Origin of the sequence: Isoptericola sp. S6320L (assembly GCF_023015685.1) — a bacterium.
In the GTDB taxonomy this organism is placed as follows: Bacteria; Actinomycetota; Actinomycetes; order Actinomycetales; family Cellulomonadaceae; genus Isoptericola; species Isoptericola halotolerans_A.
Genome location: NZ_JALKAT010000034.1, coordinates 24,647 through 42,812 on the forward strand (window position 1 = coordinate 24,647; position 18,166 = coordinate 42,812).

Genomic DNA, 18,166 nt, shown 5'->3' on the forward strand with positions numbered 1-18,166 from the left:
CTGACCGGCCGCCGTCCCCCGGTGCGGGTCCGCTGCCGGCGCGGCCCGGCCCGGCGGCGCTCACGCGACCGCCCCGGTGGTCGTGGCCGCCGCGACCGTCGCCCCGGACGTGCGGGCCGGGCGGGCGAGCGCGTCCACGAGCCGCTCGGCGGCCGCACCCAGCGGGGTGCGGCGTCCGGTGCGGGGACCGTCGCCGCGCTCGACCGCCGCGGCCAGGCGGCCGTCCCAGCTCACGGTGGCGACCGCCCGGCGGCCGAGCGCCCGCTCGACCCCGGCCGTGTCGACCCGTCCGGGGGCCGGGCGGCGGGGCACCACGTGCACGGGGGCGGTACCGAGCGCGTCGAGCACCGCCAGGGTGGCCATCGCGCCGGCCACCGCCGGCGCGGTGAGCGGGACGACGAGGACCACCGCGTCGGCGGCGGTCACGAGGGAGCGGGTCGCCTCGCCCCAGCCGGACGGCCGTGGCAGGTCGAGCACCACCCGGTGGCCGGACCGCAGCAGCGCCGTCGCCACGTCCAGCACCACCGCGTCGTCGGGGCCGCCGCCGGGCGCCTGCTCCCGCGTGCCCGAGAGCAGCGGCACGGCGCGCCAGCGCGGCAGCGCGGCCACGAGCCCCTCGGCGTCGAGACTGCCCCGGGCGTCGGCCAGGTCTGGCCAGCGCGCACCAGGGTCGGCCTCGACCCCGAGCAGCACGTCGAGCCCCGCGCCGGGCACGTCGAGGTCCACGAGTGCGGCCGCGCCCACCCGTCGCCGCAGGGCACGTGCGAGCGCCGCTGAGAGCACGCTGGCGCCGGCCCCGCCGCAGGCGCCGACGACGGCGGTGAGGCGGGCCGGCCCCCGCTGCGCGGAGGCGGACGGTTCGGTGGCGTGATCCATGCCGCCACCCTGGAGCGACCGGAGGCTCCGCCGTCGGGCGGGGGTCCCCGGCGGTGGAACGACCCGCCTGGGGACGGACTCGCCGCGGGCTACACGCTCAGGACGGCCCGTCCCGTGCGCCGTAGCTCGCGCTCGCGACGCAGGGCGGGCAGGAAGCAGAAGACGCCGAGCACGCTCACCGCGCCGCCGAGCACCATCGCCGTCGGGGTGGACAGCAGGTCGGCGGTCCAGCCGAGGGCGGGCGAGGCGATCGCATAGGTGGCGAAGGCCGTCATCGACGCCAGAGAGAGCACGGTCGAGCGGTTGCGCGACGCGGCCTCGCGGTGCAGCAGCGCGTTGTACAGGGGGCCCGCCGCGCCGTGCAGCGCGTAGGTGACGAGGTAGGCCACCACGAGGGCCGCCGGGCCGGCCACCAGACCCATCCACACCGCGCCGAGCCCGTTGAGGACGCGCGCCGCCATCGCCGCGCGCACCACCCCGATGCGCCGGGAGGCCATGCCTGCGAGCGCCGAGCCGAGCGCGAAGACGCCCCACCCCACGGATGCCACCGGTCCCATGATCGCGCCGGCGCGCGCCTCGCTGCCGACGAGCTCGGCCAGTCGGATCGGCTGCAACGACTCGAACACGACCATCGCCGTCGACCAGAACACCTCGACGAGCAGCAGCCCGAGCAGCACCCGGTTGGTGGCGGCGAGGCGCAGCCCGTCGGCGACGACGGCGGGCGTCCGGCGGGCCGAGGCGAGCGCACGCCGGGCCGCTCCCCCGCGGCGGGCACCGCCGTCGGGCACGGGACGGACCTCCCGGAGCAGGAGGCACACCGCGACGAGGTGCACGACGGCGAGCCCGGCGTAGACGACGTACGGCAGGGTGAGCGCGGACCAGGCCGTCACGGGATGCCACCACACGAGCGCACCGGAGACGAGCGCGCCGGACGCGACGGACAGGCCCACGACGCCGCCGTGCCGTGCCAGGGTGCGGTCGACGTCGGCGCCCGGGCTGGTCGTGTGGACGGTGTCGACGAACCACGCCTCGAGCGGGCCGGAGTCCAGCGCCCGGAACGCCCCCGTGGCGGCGGCCGCGACGGCGAACTGCCAGAAGCTGCCCGCCACGGCGAACACGGTCGCCGCAACCACCTGGGTCGCCGCGGCGGCGACGAGCACGGGCTTGCGACCGAACGCGTCCGCGGTGCCGCCGGTCGGCAGCTCGAGCGCGAACACGACGATCCCGGTCACCGACGCGAGCGTCAGGGTCTGCGTCACGGTGAGCCCGCGCTCCACCGGGAGGAGGGTCGTCACGGCGACGACCAGGCCCACGGGGAACCAGCGGGTGGCGCTCAGCAGCAGGAAGACCCGGCGCGCGGCGGCCGGCGTGAGCCCGGTCACGAGCCGGCGTCCTCGGTGCCGTCGGCGCCTCCGGTGGCCGGCACGTCGTCCGGCTCGAGCGGGAACGACGTCATGTACAGGTGCAGGCGCCTCGCGTCCGGGGTACCGGCGCCCGCGTGGGCGTACCGGGCGACGACGGCGTCCAGCTCCGCCTGCATCTGGCGCGCCTGCTCCGGAGTCACCTCGACCCAGGCGTCGCCCATGCCGGAGACCTCCTGCCAGGGCATCGGCCAGGACTCGGCGACGTCGAGCCAGCGGGAGTACGCGACGTCGAACTGCCGGTGGTAGTCACGCACGAGCCAGCCGAGCGCCGTGCGGGCGTCCTCGTCGTCGGCGAGGTCGGCGTGGGACCAGGCGTGGCTCTCGGTCGCCGCCTGCCAGATGCGCTCCTTGCCGCGGCCGCCGCCGGTGTCCTCCACCAGCCCGACCGACTCCAGCTTGCGCAGGTGGTAGCTGGTGGCGCCCGTGTTGGTGGAGAGCTCGGCGGCGAGCGCCGTGGCTGACGCCGGTCCGCCGCGCCGCAGGGCGCTCAGCAGGCGTGAGCGCAGCGGGTGGGCCAGGACCTTGACCGACTCGGCGGTGAGGTCGAGGCGGGTCCAGGGCTGCTCCGGGTTCGTGTCCATGCGTGCACAATACTCATGCACAATTCTTTTGCACAAGAATTGTGCCTCGCCTGGCGACCAGGACCACCAGCACCACCCCGAGCACCCCCAGCGCGAGCCCGGCCGCCACGTCGTGCACGTAGTGGACACCGGCAAGGACCCGGCCGGCGGCGATCGAGACCGCCACCGGCACCACGAACCAGGCCGTCCGGGGTGCCGCGACGACGCACGCCGTCGCGAACGCAGCAGCGATCACCGCGTGGTTCGAGGGCCACGACCAGTCACCCGGAGGCGGGCAGGCGAGCACGGTCCGCACCACCAGGGCACGGCACGGCCGCTCCTCGGCGACCAGCATCTTGACGGCCTCGCTCGTCACATAGGCACCGACGACGCCGGCACCAGCAGCCGCCAGGGTCCAGAACACGCGGCGCCCCCGTCGCCACGACCGGACGACGAGCCACGCGGTCACGGCGACCAGGACCAGCAGGCCCTTCCCTGCCACCAGACCGGCCACGGGTCCCCACAGGGACGACGACCCGGCCGCGCCCGCCAGCGCGAGGTAGAGGGGGTCGCGCACGGTGTAGGTCGTCGCCGACAGGAGCACGAGGATGCCGACGACCAGGCCGACCGGACGCAGGGCCACCACGGCTGGAGCGACACGGTCGCCCGAGGTGGGCGGGAGGCTTCGAGAGAACATGTCGACGGACGCTACGGAGCGCCCGGACGCGCCAGATCCCCCCGAGGGCACGACCCGGCTATGACCCTGGTGGTAGGCGGGCACGGCCGGGATCGTCCCCTCGGCGGACGCGTGCGGGCCCCCGGGTCGGCGATCATGGACGCATGGACGACCGCCCCCTCCCGGCGAGGCTGCGCCCGCTCGCCGGGCCGGTCGCCGTCGTCGTGCTCGCCGGCCTGCTCGCGCTGCCGCAGCCCCGGCCGTGGACCTTTCTGCTGCTCGCGGTCGTCGCGTGCGCCGTCGGCCTGTCCGACGACGGCGCGCGGCGCGGCGCGGCGGCGTTCCTCCTGGCGACGGCGACGGTCATGCTCCTGACCCTCGCGCAGGGGAACGATCCAGCCGTGGCCGCCCGGGAGATGTTGTTCGCCTCCGTACGCGGCGGCGTGCCGTGGCTCGTCGGCTACGCGTGGCGGCTGCGCACCCAGGTGCGCCGCCAGGCGGTCGAGCGGCTGGCCCAAGAGCGGCACGCGCGCCGGGATTCCGCGCGGCGGCGGCGCGACGCCGAACGACTGGCGCTCGCCGAGTCCCTGCACGACCACCTGGGCCACGACCTCAGCCTCGTCGCGCTGCAGCTCGGCCGCCTCGAGCTCGACCCGGACCTCACGGGACCCGCCCGGGACCGGGTGGCCGCCGCCCGCCGCCAGCTCGCTCGTGCCGTCGACGGCCTCGGCACGTCGGTCGACTCGCTGCGCAGCGGTGCCGCGCCCGGCCTGGCGCGCTCCGACGACGTCGCCGCCCTGCTCACCGAGGCCCGGCGTGCCGGCGCCGCCGTCAGCGTCACCGGCCTGTCCCACGAGCTGCCCAGGACGGCCGACCGGGCGTCGCTCGTGCGGGTGCTGCGGGAAGGCCTGACCAACGCCGTCCGGCACGCACCCGGGCAGCCCGTGACCGTCGCGGTCGCCGGCGAGGGGCCGTTGGTGGTCACCGTCCGCAACCCGTTGGCCCCGCACCCGCCCACCGGCGGGACGTCCGGGACCGGGCTGGCCTCTCTCACCGGCCACCTCGAACGGGCCGGGGGCACGCTCCACGCCGGCGACGACGGCGAGACCTTCACGCTCCGCGCTACCGTCGCGACGCGCCGGCCCGCCGGGGCCTTCACCGACGACCCGCCCCCGGACGACGGAGCGGACGATGACGACCACGAGGACGACGACGGGCCGGAGCGCGAGGCAGCACTGCTGTCCGGGGCGCGGCGGCGCGGCCGGGCCGTCCTCCTGGCGGCCACCGTGGTGATCGTCGCGGCCCTCGGCGCCGTCGAGGCCTTCACCCTCGTCGAGGCCCACCGTGCTCTGCTCCCGGAGCAGGACTTCGCCCGGATCGAGTTCGGAGACGCCCGCGACGAGGTCGCCCACCTGCTGCCCGAGCACGAGCTGCTGCCCCGTCCCGCTGCCGAGGCGGGGACGGCGTGCCACGACTACGCGATCACGACCGCTAGGTTCGACGACGCCTCCGGCGACGTCCACCGCGTGTGCTTCACCGACGGCGTCGTCGCCTTCGCCGGTCGTCTCGCCCCGGCAGACCGGTGACGGGGTCCGACGCCCGGCCGGAGGCGCGACCGGTCCGGGTGCTGGTGGCCGACGACGAACCACTGACGCGTGCCGGCGTCGTCGGCATCCTGCGGACCGATGCGGGGATCGATGTCGCGCGCGAGGCCGGCGCCGGGGACGAGGCCCTCGCGGCGGCCCGGGCGCACCGGTTCGACGCGCTGGTCCTCGACGTCCGCATGCCAGGACTGTCCGGACTCGAGGTGCTGGCCGAGCTGCGTCGCGAGGGGTCGGGAGCACCGGTTCTGTTCGTCACCACGTTCGGTGAGGACGACTACGTCGCCGAGGCCCTGGCCCTGGGTGCGGACGGGTTCGTGCTGAAGTCCGGTGACCCGCGCGAGCTGCTGCTGGGCGTGCACGCCGTGGCCGCCGGCGGGGCGTTCTTCTCCCCCGCCGTGGCCCGCCGCCTGCTCACCGTGCGACGCACCGCCGCCCTCGACGCGGCACATCGCGCCAGAGCACGGTTCGCTCTGCTCACGCCGCGCGAGCAGGACGTGCTCCGGCTCGTCGGACGAGGCCTGACGAACACCGAGATCGCGGCGGCGCTGCATCTGGCCGAGGGCACCGTCAAGGTGCACGTCACCTCGATCCTGCGGACCACCGAGGTGCGCAACCGCGTCGAGGCGGCGCTCGTGGCGGTGCGGGCCGACGAGGTCTGAGCCGCAGGCCGTAGGCTCTGTCGGGTGATCAACCCGTCGCCGGCCACGCCTCCGCCGCAGGGGCGGGCGCGGTCACGGGCGGGCCACCGGGTGGCGGCGTTCTTCGACCTGGACAAGACCGTCATCGCGACCAGCTCCACCGCGGCGTTCTCCCGGTCGTTCTTCGCCGGCGGGCTCATCACCCGCGGCGACGTGCTGCGCAGCGCCTACGCGCACTTCCTGTACATGGCGAGCAACGCGGACGCCGACCAGACGGAGCGGATGCGCCAGCACCTGTCCGAGCTCGCGACGGGGTGGGACGTGGCCAAGGTCGAGCAGATCGTCGCCGAGACGCTCCACGAGCACATCGACCCCTACGTCTACGCCGAGGCGGTCGACCTCATCGCGGAGCACCACGCGATGGGCCACGACGTCGTGGTGGTCTCGGCGTCGGGCACGGAGCTCGTGGAGCCGATCGCCGCGATGCTGGGGGCGGACCACGTGGTGGCCACCCGGATGGAGGTGGCCGACGGCCGGTTCACCGGCGAGATCGACTTCTACGCCTACGGGGAGAACAAGGCCACGGCGATCCGGGAGCTGGCGGCCGCACGGGGCTACGACCTGCAGCGCTGCTACGCCTACTCCGACTCCGTCACGGACGCCCCGATGCTGGCGGCCGTCGGGCACGGGTTCGCCGTGAACCCGGACCGCGGGCTGCGCCGGCTCGCGGCACAGAACGGCTGGGGCACGCTCACGTTCAACCGGCCGGTCGCGCTGCGTCCCACGATCCGCCCGACGCCGGTGCTCGCCGTGATCGGGACGCTCGCCCTCGCAGGGCTCGCCTGGACGTGGTGGCGGCGGTGGCGACGCCGGACCGGACACCCGGCTCCTCTTGCGGACCGTGGTGGCTCGGCGTTCCATGGAGACATCAGGACGGTGCACGGGACCCACGCACAGACAGTCCACTGAGGACTCGTCGAGCGGGCTTGTCCCGGTACGACGACGCGAGGACCACGCGCCTGCTACCCGCGGACCGTCCGGCGAGAGCGGCGCTCGGTGGACCGATCCCGGGCGCCGCCCTCGTGCGCGGAGGCCTTCGCTCGCGGAGCCCTCGTGCGCCGAGCTCGTGCGACCGACCGGCACACGGCCGGCCCGTGACCGCTCGGGAACTCGCCGCGACCGCTCGGGTATCCCAGCCGACCGCTCGCCGGAGAGCGCCGGCGTCCACCCGGGCGACCGATATGTCATCTCCCCTTACTATGGTCCCCGCGGGGCGTGATCTGCACCACGACGCAGGTCTACACTCCCCAGAGGGCGGCCCTCGGGCGCCCCACGGACGGAACGCGACGACGCGGAGGAACCCAGTGACCGACAGCCACTCCACCAGCCCGAGCCTGGAGAACCTGCTCCACGAGACCCGCGCGTTCCCGCCGAGTCCCGAGTTCGCCGCCCAGGCCAACGCCCAGCCGTCGATGTACGACGAGGCCGCCGCCGACCGCGTGGAGTTCTGGGCCCGGCAGGCCCGCGAGCTCGTCTCCTGGAAGACGCCCTTCACCCAGACGCTCGACTGGTCCGGGGCCCCCGTGGCGAAGTGGTTCGCCGACGGCACCCTCAACGCCGCGTACAACGCCGTCGACCGGCACGTCGAGGCCGGGCTCGGCGACCGGGTCGCCATCCACTTCGAGGGCGAGCCCGGCGACACCCGCACCGTCACCTACGCCGACCTGCAGCGCGAGGTCTCCCGCGCCGCCAACGCGCTCGCCACCCTGGGCGTCGAGTCCGGCGACCGCGTCGTCATCTACCTGCCGATGCTCGTCGAGTCGGTCGTCGCGATGCTCGCCTGCGCCCGGCTGGGAGCCGCGCACTCCGTCGTCTTCGGCGGGTTCAGCGCCGACGCGCTGCGCAGCCGCATCGCCGACGCCGGCGCCAAGCTCGTCATCACGGCCGACGGCGGCTACCGCCGCGGTGCGCCCAGCGCGCTCAAGCCCGCCGTCGACGCGGCGCTCGCCGCGAAGGAGGGCGAGCCGGCCACCACCGTCGAGCACGTGCTCGTCGTGCGACGCACCGAGCAGGACGTCGAGTGGACGCAGGGTCGCGACGTCTGGTGGCACGAGGCCGTCGAGGCCGCCGACACGTTCCACGAGCCCGCCTGGGTCGACGCCGAGCACCCGCTGTTCATCCTGTACACCTCGGGCACCACCGGGAAGCCCAAGGGCATCCTGCACACCACCGGCGGCTACCTCACCCAGACGGCGTTCACCCACAAGAACGTGTTCGACCTCCAGGCCGAGTCCGACGTCTACTGGTGCACCGCGGACATCGGCTGGGTCACCGGGCACTCGTACATCGTCTACGGCCCGCTGCTCAACGGGGCCACCCAGGTGATCTACGAGGGCACCCCCGACACCCCGCACCGCGGCCGCTGGTGGGAGATCGTTCAGAAGTACGGCGTCTCGATCTTCTACACGGCCCCCACCGCCATCCGCGCCTGCATGAAGTGGGGCGAGGAGATCCCGGCCGAGTTCGACCTCTCCTCGTTGCGCGTGCTCGGGTCCGTGGGCGAGCCCATCAACCCGGAGGCCTGGATGTGGTACCGCCGCGTCATCGGCTCCGACCGCACGCCGATCGTGGACACCTGGTGGCAGACGGAGACCGGCGCCATCATGATCTCCCCGCTGCCCGGCGTCACCTCGACCAAGCCCGGCTCCGCCCAGGTCCCGCTGCCCGGGATCGCGGCCACGGTGGTCGACGACGAGGCCAATCCCGTGCCCGACGGCGGCGGCGGGTACCTCGTGCTGTCGGAGCCCTGGCCCTCCATGCTGCGCGGCATCTGGGGCGACCTGCAGCGGTTCAAGGACACCTACTGGTCACGGTTCCCAGGCATCTACTTCGCGGGCGACGGCGCCAAGAAGGACGAGGACGGCGACATCTGGCTGCTCGGCCGCGTGGACGACGTCATGAACGTCTCGGGGCACCGGCTGTCCACCACCGAGATCGAGTCGGCCCTGGTGTCGAACGAGCTCGTCGCGGAGGCCGCCGTCGTCGGCGCCGCGGACGACGTCTCCGGCCAGGCCGTCGTCGCGTTCGTCATCCTGCGCGGCGAGCACGCCGACGAGGCGGGCACCGACGAGGGCTCGGCCCGCATCGAGAAGACCCTGCGCGACCACGTCGCCCAGGAGATCGGTCCCATCGCCAAGCCGAAGCGGATCCTCGTGGTCGCCGAGCTGCCCAAGACCCGGTCCGGCAAGATCATGCGCCGCCTCCTGCGCGACGTGGCCGAGAACCGGGAGGTCGGCGACGCCACGACGCTGGCGGACTCGTCGGTCATGAACCTCATCCAGGCGGGCCTCGCCAAGCCCGCGGAGGACTGAGCCGCTCCCGCCCGGCCCGTGCCGCCGTCGACGACGGCGGGGCCGCCCGCCGAGGAAGCACCACCTCGGCGGGTGGCCCCGTGGCTCGGCAACACCGTGGCTCGGCAACTGCGTGGCTCGGCAACTGCGTGGCTCGGCAACTGCGTGGCTCGGCATGGAGAATGACCACGTGCGCTTCCCCTTCCCGATCGAGATCCATCCCTTGACCGCCGCGTCGCAGGACGCCGTCCGGGAGCTCGCGGCCGCGGCCGAGGCCCACGACGGCGTGGCCCCGCTCTCGGAGCAGCCGCTGCTGCGCCTCGGGGACGACCACCCGGACCTCACGCACGTGCGCGTGCAGACCCGGACCGGCGCCACCACCGGCTACCTGCAGGTGGACCGTGGTGGCGACGTGGCGAGCGCCGAGCTCGTGGTCCACCCCGACCACCGCCGCACCGGCATCGGCACGATCCTGCTGCGCACGGCCGAGCGCGACGCCCGACTGCCCGACCGCTCCGGCGCCCCCGACCAGCGCGGCAAGGCGCTGCGCGTCTGGGCGCACGGCGACCTGCCCGCGGCCCGCGCGTTCGCCGCGGCGCGGGACTACGCGAGCGTGCGCGAGCTGCTGTTCCTCGCCCTCGCCCTCGACGACGTCCCGGCGGCGCCGGAGCCCCCGCAGGGCTACCGGCTCCGCACGTTCCGGCCGGGGTCCGACGACGAGGCATGGGTCGCGCTCAACGCCCGGGCGTTCGCGGACCACCCGGAGCAGGGCCGCCTGACCGTCCACGACCTGCACGCGCGCGCGGCCGAACCCTGGTTCGACACCGCCGGGTTCTGGCTGCTGGAGGGCCCCGACGGCCACCTCGCCGGCTCGGTCTGGACCAAGGTGCCCACCGGCCGGCCGGACGACGCGCGCGACGGCGAGATCTACGCCGTCGGCGTCGACCCGGCCGCGCAGGGCCGTGGCCTCGGTGCCCTGCTCACCGCGGCGGGGCTGCACCACCTGGCGTCCGTGGGGTGCACCCGGGCGGTGCTCTACGTCGACGGCGACAACCCTGCCGCCCTGGCGACGTACGAGCGGGCAGGTTTCGAGCGCGCGGCGATCGACGTCCAGTACGCGCCGCACGTCACCCACCGTTCATCAAACGATGCCAACATGGGGTCATGACTGCGTCCAGCCCGCGCACCGCCCGGCGTGACTCCCGCGGGCGGTTCGTCGCCGCGGCCACCGCCAGCACGTCCGAGACACGCACGACCGCAAAGGCAGGACCGCACCGCATGGACCCCCAGCTCGCCGCTCACATCGCCGAGCACATCGCCGAGGACACCGACGACACGACCGACCACGTCGAGATCGTCGCGCCGGAACCGACCCCGCTCCCGGAGGACCGGTTCGCGGACCGCGAGCTCAGCTGGCTCGCCTTCAACGAACGCGTGCTGGAGCTGGCCGAGGACGCTTCCATGCCCCTGCTGGAGCGCGTGCGGTTCCTGGCGATCTTCGCCTCGAACCTCGACGAGTTCTTCATGGTGCGGGTGGCCGGCCTGAAGCGCCGCATCGCCACCGGCATCGCCGTCACCGCGGCGTCGGGCCTCAACCCCCGGGAGGTGCTGCAGGGCATCGGCGAGAACGCCCACCGGCTGATGGAGCGGCACGCCGCCGTCTTCCGCGGCGACGTCCAGCCGGCGCTCGCCACCGAGGGCATCACGATCGTGCACTGGGACGAGCTGCTCGACAAGGAGCAGCAGCGGCTGCACAAGTTCTTCCGCAAGCACATCTTCCCGGTGCTGACCCCGCTCGCCGTCGACCCCGCGCACCCCTTCCCCTACATCTCCGGCCTCTCGCTGAACCTCGCCGTCGTCGTCGAGAACCCGCTGACCGGCAAGGAGCACTTCGCGCGGGTCAAGGTGCCGCCGCTGCTGCCCCGGTTCATCGCCGTCGACGACCGCGGGCGCCCCAGCGCGCCGACCCCGACGCAGGCGGGCGGCACGCAGAAGTCGTTCGTCCCGCTGGAGGAGGTCATCGCCCACCACCTGGACCACCTCTTCCCCGGGATGGAGGTGCGCGAGCACCACACCTTCCGCGTCACGCGCAACGAGGACGTGGAGGTGGAGGAGGACGACGCCGAGAACCTCCTGCAGGCCATGGAGAAGGAGCTGCTGCGGCGCCGGTTCGGCCCGCCGGTGCGCCTGGAGCTCGCCGGTGGCATCTCGCCGCGCATCCGCGAGCTGCTGGTGCGCGAGCTCGGCGTCGTCGAGGAGGAGGTCTACGAGCTGGACGGCCCGCTGGACCTCACGGGCCTCAACGTCATCGCGGACATCGACCGGGCCGAGCTGCACTTCCCGCCGTTCATCCCCACCACGCACCGCCAGCTCGCCGAGGTGGAGTCGGCGATGCCGGGCGACGTCTTCGCGGCGATCCGGGAGCGCGACGTCCTGCTACACCACCCGTACGACTCGTTCTCGACGTCGGTGCAGACCTTCCTCGAGCAGGCCGCCGCCGACCCCAAGGTCCTGGCGATCAAGCAGACGCTGTACCGCACCTCGGGCGACTCCCCCATCGTCGACGCCCTGATCGACGCCGCCGAGGCCGGCAAGCAGGTGCTCGCGCTGGTGGAGATCAAGGCCCGGTTCGACGAGCAGGCGAACATCTCCTGGGCCCGCAAGCTCGAGCAGGCCGGCGTGCACGTCGTGTACGGCATCGTCGGCCTCAAGACCCACTGCAAGCTGTCCCTCGTGGTCCGGCAGGAGTCCGACGGGCTGCGCCGGTACTGCCACGTCGGCACGGGCAACTACCACCCGAAGACGGCGCGGCTCTACACCGACCACGGTCTGCTGACCTGCGACCCGGACGTCGGCCAGGACCTCACGCGCCTGTTCAACCAGCTGTCCGGCTACGCGCCCCGCTCGCGGTTCCACCGCCTGCTGGTCGCACCGCGCACCGTGCGGTCCGGCCTCATCGAGCGCATCGACCGCGAGGCCGCCGCCGCCCGGGCGGGCCACGAGGCGTGGGTGAAGATCAAGGTCAACTCCGCCGTCGACGAGGCCACCATCGACGCGCTCTACCGGGCGTCGCAGGCCGGCGCCAAGGTCGACCTCGTCGTGCGCGGCATCTGCGCCCTGCGCCCGGGGGTGCCCGGGCTGAGCGAGAACATCCGGGTCCGGTCCCTCCTGGGCCGGTTCCTGGAGCACTCGCGGATCTTCGCGTTCGCGAACTCGGCGGGCCCGGCGATCGGCGAGGGGCCCGAGACCGGTCCGGAGGTGTTCATCGGCTCCGCCGACCTCATGCACCGCAACCTGGACCGCCGGGTCGAGGCCCTGGTGCGCATCAGTGACGAGGGCCAGGTCCTCGAGCTCCTCGAGCTCATCAACGAGTCGATGTCCGACAAGACCGCCTCCTGGCACCTGCAGCCGGACGGCACGTGGCTGCGGGCGGCAGGACCGGACGGGCGGCCGCTCGCCGACCTGCAGTCACAGCTCGTCCGCCGTCACCGCCGTCGACCCAGCATGACGCGCTGATCCCAGCGATGGTCTCCGCACCGCAGTCGCCCCGCCCGCTCCGCACCGCGACGCCGTTCGTCGACCCCCTCGGGGCCACGTCCGTGCAGCACGCTCCCGTCATCGAGACGGCCGGCGCGCTCGTGTGGCGCATCCGGCACAAGAAGCTCCAGGTGCAGCTCGTGCACCGCCCTCGCTACGACGACTGGTCGTGGCCGAAGGGCAAGCACGAGGAGGGCGAGTCCCTCGCCACGACGGCGGTGCGCGAGGTCGCCGAGGAGACGGGTCGCGCCGTGGTGCTGGGCCTGCCGCTGCCCGGCCTGCAGTACCTCACGCCCGAGGGACGCGTGAAGCGCGTGCACTACTGGGCGGCGCGGCGTGCGGCCTCCGAGCGCGACGCGCGCCCGCTCGCCGCCCGGTCCCCCGTCGCCGCGGTGGACAAGCACGAGATCGACCGGTGCGAGTGGGTCGACGCCGACGTCGCCGGCGAGCGGCTCACCCGGGCGACCGACCGGGGGCCGCTGGACGCCCTGGTCGAGGCCGCGCGCGAGGACCACCTCGCCACCCACGCCGTCGTCATCGTGCGGCACGGCCGGGCGCTGCCCCGTGCGGCGTGGTACGGCGCCGAGCAGGAGCGTCCGCTGACACCGGTCGGGCACGCTCAGGCGGCCGCGCTGGTGCCCGTCCTCGCGGCCTACGGCGTCGACTCCGTGGTCTCCAGCCGGTGGGAGCGGTGCGCGACGTCGATCGACCCCTACGTGCGGGCGTCCGGCGTCCGGCCCGAGTACAGCGACAACCTCGGCGAGGCGCAGCACGAGCGGTCGCCCGCGCGCGTCGCCGGCGCCGTGCGCGACCTCCTGGAGTCGGGCCGGTCGTCGGTACTGTGCACGCACCGGCCGGTGCTGCCGACGGTCCTCGACGTGCTCGGGCAGCACTCGCGCCGTGCGGTGGCGAACGCGCTGCCCCGGCGCGACCCGTACCTGGAGCCCGGCGAGGCGCTCGTCGCGCACGTCGCCACGACGGGCCGCGGCCCGCGGGTGGTCGCGGCCGAACGCGTCGCGCCACCGGTCTTCTGAGCCGGGCTCAGCTCCCGAGGACCCCCAGCAGGAGCCACGTGGTCCCGGCGGCGAGGAGGCCAGCCGCCGGTGCGGTCAGGAGCCAGAAGACGGCGATCGTCCGGGCCACCCCCCAGCGCACCGCGGAGAGCCGCCGCGTGGAGCCCACGCCGACGATCGCGGCCGTGATGGTGTGCGTGGTGGACACCGGGGCGTGGAGCACGATCGAGCTGACGTACAGCACGATGGCGGAGACCGACTCGGCGACGAACCCGCGCGCCGGGTCGATCTCGATGATCCGCCGTCCCAGGGTGCGCATGATGCGCCAGCCGCCGGCGTAGGTGCCCGCGGCCATCGCGGTCGCCGCCGCCAGCTTGACCCACAGCGGGATGCCCTCGACGGGGGTGACGGCGCCGACGGTGAGCAGCGCCAGCCACACGACGCCCATGGTCTTCTGGGCCGACTGGAGACCGTGCCCGAGCGCCACGGCCGCGGCCGACGCCGTCTGCGCGATCCGGAAGCGCCGGTTCACCCGCGACGGCGCCGCGTTCCGGAACGCCCAGAGCAGGGCGACCATGAGCGCGAACGCCGCCACGAAACCGATGACGGGCGACACGAGCAGCGGGAGCACCACGCGGTCGAGGACCTCCTCGCCGTGCACGACCATGCCGCCGGCGAGCCCGGCGCCGAGGAGACCACCGACGAGCGAGTGGGTCGACGACGTCGGCATGCCGAACCACCAGGCCACGAGGTTCCACGCGATGGCGCCCAGCAGCGCGCACAGCAGGACGCCCAGGGCGTCGACGGCAGGCGCACCGTCGAGGTCCACGATGGAGGTCGCGATGGTCTCGGCGACGGACGTGCCGAGCAGGGCGCCGACGAAGTTCATCGCGGCGGCCATCGCCACCGCGATGCGCGGCGTGAGCGCCCGGGTCGAGATCGAGGTCGCGACGGAGTTCGCCGCGTCGAGGAACCCGTTCGTGTACGCGAAGCCGAGCGCCACGACCACGACCACGACGACGAGGGCGAGCTCCACGCTCACGACTCCTTGAGGACGATCGTCTCGACGAGGTTCGCCACCTTCTCGAAGGCGTCGGTGGCCTCCTCGAGGATGTCGACGACCTCCTTGAGCTTGATCAGCAGGATCGGGTCGGCCACGCGGTCGAAGAGGTGCGCGAGCAGCGTGCGGTGCAGCTTGTCGCCCTGGTTCTCGAGCCGGTTGATCTCGACCCAGTACTCGGGGAGCTGGTCGAGCTTGCGCAGGCGCGGCATCGCGTCGGCCGTCAGCTCGGCGCAGCGCAGCAGCACCTGGATCTGCTCCGAGACCGCCATCGGCAGCTCGTCGATCTTGTACAGGACGATGAGGTGCCCCGCCTCGTCCATGGCGTCCATGCAGTCGTCGAGCGCGGAGGCGAGGCTGTAGATCTCGTCCCGTCCGAAGGGTGTGACGAACGTCTTGTTGAGCCGCCGCATGATCTGGTGCGTGGCATCGTCCGCTTCGTGCTCGGCCTCGGTCAGCCGCCCCACGATCTCCTCACGCTCGGGGCGCGACGCACCGAGGAGCTCGGCGAGCAGCGTGGCTCCGGTGACGGTGTGTCCGGCCAGGACGGCCAGCAGGTCGAAGAAGGTGGTGTCGCGCGGTGTGAGGCGCAGGCGCACGTGAGGCTCCCGGTGAGGAAGGACGCTCGGTCAGACACAGAGTAGATCCCGCCCCGCGGCCGGGCTAAATCGACCGTCCGGTGCGTTCCGGCTCCGGACGCAGAAGTGCGACGCCGGACCGGGAGCGCCTCTCGGCGCGTGGCCGCTCGTAGCGGCTGAAGATGGAGCCCGGGGCTACCGCGGTCCGACGTCGCGCGTCCATCGTACGACCGCTCCCCTCAGTCGAGCGAACCCGCACGCCAGAGCGCGGCGGCGTGCTCGAGCTCCCCGGCGGTGCCCACCAGGTCGGCCGCTCCGCGCGTCATGCGCGCCGCCGCCTCCGGGTCGGCGACCTCCCGCGCGTCGGCGTCGTAGGCGGCGCCGGTCGCCAGGATGCGGCAGAACGCCGCCGCCCGTTCCAGCGCGACCGCGAGGTCACCGGCATAGACCCCGGAGAGCACCGTGTCGGCCAGCTGGCGCAGGTCCGACGGCGTGGGCGGGCGCGGGACGCCGGCCACGACCTCCTGCACGGGCGCCACGTCGACGCCGAGCCGGTAGCGCAGGCCGATCGTGCGGGGGTCCCGCCGGACCCACTCGCGCAGCGCATACAGCCGCCAGAGCGCTCCCGGCAGGGTCGCCGGCGCGGCGTCCGACCAGAGCTCGGCGACGACGTCGAGGCCCTCGTCCTCGACGAGCCGGACGAGGCGGGCGACCACCTCGGGATCCTCGGCCGCGCGGGCGCGGTGCACGACGGCGCGGGCGGTGGTGTGCGCCACCTCGTCGCGCCGCGCAGGGTCGAGGGCGCCCGCCAGGGCGTCGGCGTCGCGCGGGTCGAGCATGGCCGGGCGACGGAAGCGTCGGTCGTTCACCCGCCCAGTCTCGCAGGTCCGGTTCGACGGGCGATGGCGCAGGTGGGCGCCCGATCCCCTGTGGGGATCGCCACGGGCGCTCGCCGTGCTCGCTCGGCGCAACGCTCCTAGCATGCAGGGGACGGCCCCGGGACCGGGACCCGAGAGGAGTTTGGTGATGACCGCATCCGCACCCAGCGGCGCCGGAGCACGATCGGCGCACCGCAAGGCGATCGGCCTGTCGTTCGCCGCCGCCGTCGGTGGCTTCCTGTTCGGATTCGACTCGTCGGTGATCAACGGCGCGGTGTCGGCGATCGAGGGTGAGTTCGAGCTCGAGGCCACGGTCACCGGCCTCGTCGTGGCGGTCGCGCTCCTGGGTTGCGCCCTGGGCGCCTGGGGCGCCGGCCGGCTCGCGGACCGCATCGGTCGCGTCAAGGTGATGCTGCTGGGCGCGGGCCTGTTCCTGTTCTCCGCGGTGATGTCCGCCCTGGCCTGGACCGCGCTGGACCTGTCGCTCTGGCGGTTCCTGGGCGGCATCGGTATCGGTATCGCGTCGGTCATCGCGCCCGCCTACATCGCCGAGATCTCCCCGGCGTCGATCCGCGGCAGCCTGGCCTCCCTGCAGCAGCTCGCCATCACGGTGGGCATCTTCGGCGCGCTCCTGAGCGACCAGATCCTGGCGAGCACCGCCGGCGGCGCGTCGGAGGAGCTGTGGTTGGGCTGGGAGGCCTGGCGGTGGATGTTCTTCGTCGAGGCGGTCCCGGCCGTCGTCTACGGGTTGCTGGCGCTGCGCATGCCGGAGTCGCCGCGCTACCTGGTCGCCAAGGGCGACGTCGGCGAGGCACGCAGCGTGCTCGCCTCGGTGCTCGGGCCGCAGGAGGACGCCGACGACCGCATCGAGGAGATCAAGCGGTCGATCGCCGTCGACGAGAAGAACGCCGACCTCGGCTCGCTCAAGGGCAAGGGGTTCCTCGGGCTGAAGTCCATCGTCTGGGTGGGCATCCTGCTGGCGATCTTCCAGCAGTTCGTGGGCATCAACATCATCTTCTACTACTCCACGACGCTGTGGCAGGCGGTCGGGTTCGACGAGTCGCAGGCGTTCCTCGTCTCCACCATCACCGCGATCACGAACATCGCGGTGACCTTCATCGCGATCGCCCTCATCGACAAGGTCGGGCGCCGTCCGATGCTGCTCATCGGGTCGGCCGGCATGGCGGTCTCGCTGCTGACCATGGCCGCGGTGTTCACGCAGGGCACCACCACGGTCGACGCCGCGGGCGAGTCGACGCTGTCCCTCGGCGACCCGTGGGGCACCATCGCGCTGATCGCCGCGAACGCCTTCGTCGTCTTCTTCGGCGCCACGTGGGGTCCGCTCATGTGGGTGATGCTGGGCGAGATGTTCCCGAACCGGATCCGCGCCGCGGCGCTGGGTGTCGGCGCGGCGGCCAACTGGCTGGCGAACTTCACCATCACGCTGACCTTCCCACCGATGCTGTCGGCGTTCGGCCCGGCGGTCCCGTACGGCATGTACGGGCTCTTCGCCGTGATCTCCTTCTTCTTCATCTGGTTCAAGGTGTCGGAGACCAAGGGCAAGGAGCTGGAGGACATGACCGAGGACGTACGTCGCCGCGTCTGAGCCACCCTCGCCACGGCACGGCGGCCAGTCCCTCCCGGGGCGGGCCGCCGTCGTCGTCCCGCCCCTCCCTTCCCCCGCCGAGGTAGGGGCTCACCCGCCGAGGTAGTGCGCCGGTCACCGAGGTAGCAACGCCCGGCGCGAGGTAGTGCGCCGTCCGCCGAGGTAGTGCGCCGCCCGCCGAGGTAGCAACGCCCGGCCCGAGGTAGCGCCCCGCCCGCCGAGGTAGCAGCGCGCGGCGCGAGGTAGCGCCCCGCCCGCCGAGGTAGCAGCGCGCGGCGCGAGGTAGTGCCCGACGGCGTGGGGTAGTGCCGAGCGGGAACGCCAAAGCCGGGTGTCGGGTCCCGTGCACGGTCGTCAGTCCCGAAG

Annotated in this window: 15 protein-coding genes; 8 read left to right on the top strand and 7 right to left on the bottom strand. The window is 73.8% G+C overall.

The window, feature by feature from the left end; all coding sequences use genetic code 11:
- Window positions 1-60 precede the first annotated feature (60 nt).
- The 4 genes from MWU57_RS15145 to MWU57_RS15160 form a co-directional block, all read right to left on the bottom strand.
- Window positions 61-876, bottom strand: a complete 816-nt coding sequence (locus tag MWU57_RS15145; protein WP_246910259.1) for a pilus assembly protein FlpE — start codon at window positions 874-876, stop codon at window positions 61-63.
- A gap of 89 nt (window positions 877-965) precedes the next feature.
- Window positions 966-2,258 (bottom strand): MFS transporter, encoded by a 1,293-nt coding sequence (locus tag MWU57_RS15150; RefSeq protein WP_246910260.1) that lies wholly within the window; start codon window positions 2,256-2,258, stop codon window positions 966-968.
- Complete coding sequence (locus tag MWU57_RS15155) at window positions 2,255-2,881, bottom strand: transcriptional regulator (RefSeq protein WP_246910262.1); 627 nt, start codon at window positions 2,879-2,881, stop codon at window positions 2,255-2,257. The genes MWU57_RS15150 and MWU57_RS15155 overlap by 4 nt, the downstream gene beginning before the upstream one ends.
- A gap of 13 nt (window positions 2,882-2,894) precedes the next feature.
- Window positions 2,895-3,557: a phosphatase PAP2 family protein gene (locus MWU57_RS15160; RefSeq protein WP_246910263.1), complete on the bottom strand. Its 663-nt coding sequence runs from the start codon at window positions 3,555-3,557 to the stop codon at window positions 2,895-2,897.
- Between the two features lie 143 nt (window positions 3,558-3,700).
- On the opposite strand from MWU57_RS15160, the gene MWU57_RS15165 reads away from it, so the two are divergent.
- The 7 genes from MWU57_RS15165 (at window position 3,701) to MWU57_RS15195 (ending at window position 13,699) form a co-directional block, all read left to right on the top strand.
- A complete protein-coding gene (locus MWU57_RS15165; RefSeq protein WP_246910265.1) occupies window positions 3,701-5,122 on the top strand; it encodes a sensor histidine kinase in 1,422 nt (473 codons plus the stop codon).
- Complete coding sequence (locus MWU57_RS15170) at window positions 5,119-5,799, top strand: response regulator transcription factor (RefSeq protein WP_246910266.1); 681 nt, start codon at window positions 5,119-5,121, stop codon at window positions 5,797-5,799. The genes MWU57_RS15165 and MWU57_RS15170 overlap by 4 nt, the downstream gene beginning before the upstream one ends.
- Before the next feature lie 27 nt (window positions 5,800-5,826).
- On the top strand, window positions 5,827-6,747 hold the full coding sequence (locus tag MWU57_RS15175; RefSeq protein WP_106265162.1) for an HAD family phosphatase: 921 nt from the start codon (window positions 5,827-5,829) through the stop codon (window positions 6,745-6,747).
- A gap of 395 nt (window positions 6,748-7,142) precedes the next feature.
- Window positions 7,143-9,149: an acetate--CoA ligase gene (acs, locus tag MWU57_RS15180; RefSeq protein WP_246910269.1), complete on the top strand. Its 2,007-nt coding sequence runs from the start codon at window positions 7,143-7,145 to the stop codon at window positions 9,147-9,149.
- A gap of 169 nt (window positions 9,150-9,318) precedes the next feature.
- Window positions 9,319-10,296, top strand: coding sequence for a mycothiol synthase (mshD, locus tag MWU57_RS15185; RefSeq protein ID WP_246910272.1), 978 nt, complete (start codon window positions 9,319-9,321; stop codon window positions 10,294-10,296).
- A gap of 110 nt (window positions 10,297-10,406) precedes the next feature.
- Window positions 10,407-12,644: an RNA degradosome polyphosphate kinase gene (locus MWU57_RS15190; protein WP_106265159.1), complete on the top strand. Its 2,238-nt coding sequence runs from the start codon at window positions 10,407-10,409 to the stop codon at window positions 12,642-12,644.
- An 8-nt stretch (window positions 12,645-12,652) separates the two neighbouring features.
- On the top strand, window positions 12,653-13,699 hold the full coding sequence (locus MWU57_RS15195; RefSeq protein ID WP_106264679.1) for an NUDIX hydrolase: 1,047 nt from the start codon (window positions 12,653-12,655) through the stop codon (window positions 13,697-13,699).
- Window positions 13,700-13,706: 7 nt separating this feature from the next.
- Here the strand turns inward: MWU57_RS15195 and MWU57_RS15200 are convergent, their stop codons facing one another.
- From MWU57_RS15200 to MWU57_RS15210, 3 genes are all read right to left on the bottom strand, one after another.
- Window positions 13,707-14,714: an inorganic phosphate transporter gene (locus MWU57_RS15200; RefSeq protein WP_106264677.1), complete on the bottom strand. Its 1,008-nt coding sequence runs from the start codon at window positions 14,712-14,714 to the stop codon at window positions 13,707-13,709.
- Between the two features lie 2 nt (window positions 14,715-14,716).
- The gene (locus MWU57_RS15205) at window positions 14,717-15,337 is read right to left on the bottom strand and encodes a DUF47 domain-containing protein (protein ID WP_106264675.1); all 621 of its coding nucleotides are present in this window, start codon (window positions 15,335-15,337) and stop codon (window positions 14,717-14,719) included.
- A gap of 218 nt (window positions 15,338-15,555) precedes the next feature.
- Entirely contained in the window at window positions 15,556-16,155 is a 600-nt protein-coding gene (locus tag MWU57_RS15210) for a hypothetical protein (protein WP_246910282.1), read from the bottom strand.
- A gap of 187 nt (window positions 16,156-16,342) precedes the next feature.
- Here MWU57_RS15210 and MWU57_RS15215 point away from each other — a divergent pair, with 187 nt between their 5' ends.
- Window positions 16,343-17,800, top strand: coding sequence for a sugar porter family MFS transporter (locus tag MWU57_RS15215; protein ID WP_246910276.1), 1,458 nt, complete (start codon window positions 16,343-16,345; stop codon window positions 17,798-17,800).
- Window positions 17,801-18,166: the final 366 nt, after the last annotated feature.

Excerpts from the sequence above, each read along its gene's own strand:
- MWU57_RS15145 (WP_246910259.1), bottom strand. The coding sequence starts at position 876 with ATGGATCACGCCACCGAACCGTCCGCCTCCGCGCAGCGGGGGCCGGCC.
- MWU57_RS15190 (WP_106265159.1), top strand. The coding sequence starts at position 10,407 with ATGGACCCCCAGCTCGCCGCTCACATCGCCGAGCACATCGCCGAGGAC.
- MWU57_RS15215 (WP_246910276.1), top strand. The coding sequence starts at position 16,343 with ATGACCGCATCCGCACCCAGCGGCGCCGGAGCACGATCGGCGCACCGC.
- MWU57_RS15195 (WP_106264679.1), top strand. The coding sequence starts at position 12,653 with ATGGTCTCCGCACCGCAGTCGCCCCGCCCGCTCCGCACCGCGACGCCG.
- MWU57_RS15165 (WP_246910265.1), top strand. The coding sequence starts at position 3,701 with ATGGACGACCGCCCCCTCCCGGCGAGGCTGCGCCCGCTCGCCGGGCCG.
- MWU57_RS15155 (WP_246910262.1), bottom strand. The coding sequence starts at position 2,881 with ATGGACACGAACCCGGAGCAGCCCTGGACCCGCCTCGACCTCACCGCC.
- MWU57_RS15210 (WP_246910282.1), bottom strand. The coding sequence starts at position 16,155 with ATGCTCGACCCGCGCGACGCCGACGCCCTGGCGGGCGCCCTCGACCCT.
- MWU57_RS15160 (WP_246910263.1), bottom strand. The coding sequence starts at position 3,557 with ATGTTCTCTCGAAGCCTCCCGCCCACCTCGGGCGACCGTGTCGCTCCA.